General features: G+C 58.6%; 2 protein-coding genes. Both read left to right on the top strand.

All coding sequences use genetic code 11. The features are described from left to right. The coding region (locus WBQ44_RS17800) for a purine-cytosine permease family protein (RefSeq protein WP_495567999.1) at positions 1–1,099 on the top strand (1,099 nt) is incomplete at its 5' end. 292 nt (positions 1,100–1,391) lie between these two features. After that, a partial coding sequence (locus WBQ44_RS17795) for an enoyl-CoA hydratase/isomerase family protein (protein ID WP_495567998.1) occupies positions 1,392–2,033 on the top strand: 642 nt, incomplete at its 3' end.

Genomic DNA, 2,033 nt, shown 5'->3' with positions numbered 1-2,033 from the left:
TATCTCGCTGTTCTCGCAACGGGTGTTCGGGTCCAGTGGTTCCGCTGTTGCAGCCTTGCTGTTCGGCGTTACCGCTCTGTACTTCGCCACTTTCGAAGGCTCACTGATGTCCATCGCGCTACAGCAGTACTTCGGTGGGAATATCAAAGTCTGGTACCTCGTGATCATCGTGGTGTCGATCCCGTTGGTGGCCGGCGGGGTACAGAACTGGCTCGATCGGTTGAACGGGTTCCTGCTGCCCTTCTATGTTTTCGGTCTTATCGCAGTAATTGTCGCGTCTACCGTGAAACAGGGTTACCCAACCGGCTGGCTGACCCGCCCTGGGCCCCCTGACCTTCCGCTCCCGGGATGGCTACAGGCCTACCTCATTTTCATGGGTGCATGGGTGATGATGATGTACGCCTTCGACTTCGCGCGACACGGCCGCCGGGAAGACGCCTCCTTCCACGCGAATTTCACCTTCGGCTGGGCCTTCTACATCACGTGCTTCTTCGGTGCAGGTCTCTGCGGGATCTACCTGACGTCTGCGTGGCAGCAGGGCAACACCGAGGGCGCGATCATCAGCGCATTCCTCGACTCGCTCGGCGGTATCGGATTGTTCATCTTCTTGGTATCGCAGATTCGCATACAAAGCGCCAACTTCTTCTCCGCATCGGGCAATTTGGAGCGTTTCGTGGAACAGATCACAGGTAAGTCGACACCGCGATTCCTGTGGGTGGTTCTGGTCGGCGTCGGTGTCTATCTGTTCATGCTGACCGACGTTGTCAGCTACCTGACCAAGGCGTTGGCATGGCAGGGCGTGTTCATTGTTTCGTGGGTGGTCATGGGTCTCGTATGGCTTGCGCTGGACGGGCGGACGACAGGTGGCTCGGCCAGCGGATCTATGGGACGCCTCAGTTGGCCGGTGACAGCGTGGGTCATTGCCTCGGCTGTCGGCATCGTACTCGTGGAACAAACATTCTCGGTACGGCTGGCGCTGCTTGCGCCATTGATTACCGTCGCACTGACTGTCGTCCTCTACCTGCCGTGGCTGCAGCGTCGACAGAACTCTTACGTCGAGGACGAAGGACAGTCGCAGACTCCCGCCACTACGTCCTGAACACCCGGACCTTCATAGCGGGCCGAACCCCGCAGTGTGTATTCCTCACAGGCGCAGCCGCAACGCTGCGCCTGTGAGGTTTTGGTCGCAAAGCATGCGTTCCAAGCGGAGGAAGTTATTGTATGTCGAGCGCGTGAGCGGGCGAGTATTCGAGTACCAACTTCGCAATCCGGCGTGATTGCCTTTTCCTGCGGTAGTCGATACCTTTCTGTCGTCGCCGCCTCGTTTGATTCTCGGCACGAGAGAACCGGTCACCACTGTCGCGCCTGTACAAAATATGAAGGGACATTCCATGCTGGACGTTGATACTCGAGACAACATCACCACAATTGTGCTGGATAACGGCAAGATGAACACGCTCGATATAGAGCTACTCAATGAGTTATCGAAACAATTCCGATCGTTGCACAGCTCGAACGGCGGTGCAGTTGTTCTGACCGGCACCGGACCGGCATTTTCCGCTGGGGTCGATCTCGCGCAGATGGCAGCAGGAGGCACTGCATACATCGAGGCCTTCCTTCCAGCGCTGTCCGCAACACTGCTGGACATTTTCACCTGCCCGGTTCCCGTGATCGCGGCGATCAACGGCCATGCGTTGGGGGGCGGGTGTCTTCTGGCAATCGCAGCGGACGTACGGCTCATGGGCTCAGGAAAGATCGGGATTCCCGAACTCACCGTCGGCGTCCCACTTCCCACAGTAGGGGTCGAAATCCTTCGTTCAGCCGTCGGTACTCGCGTTGGCGAGCTGATCAACAACGCGACTGTGACATCCGCGTCGAACGCACTCGAACTCGGGCTCGTTACCGGTGAGGCACCGGAGGAGCTCGCCGCGCGGGCTCACGAACAAGCATGTCGACTCGCAGCAGTGCCGACGACTACTTTCGCGCTGACCAAGAGACAACTCCGTGCCCCGTACGTGGCTTCGATCGAGGCC

It is taken from the genome of Rhodococcus sp. (in: high G+C Gram-positive bacteria) (assembly GCF_049591685.1).
Classification (GTDB): domain Bacteria; phylum Actinomycetota; class Actinomycetes; order Mycobacteriales; family Mycobacteriaceae; genus Rhodococcoides.
This window is presented reverse-complemented; position numbering and strand designations above follow the sequence as displayed.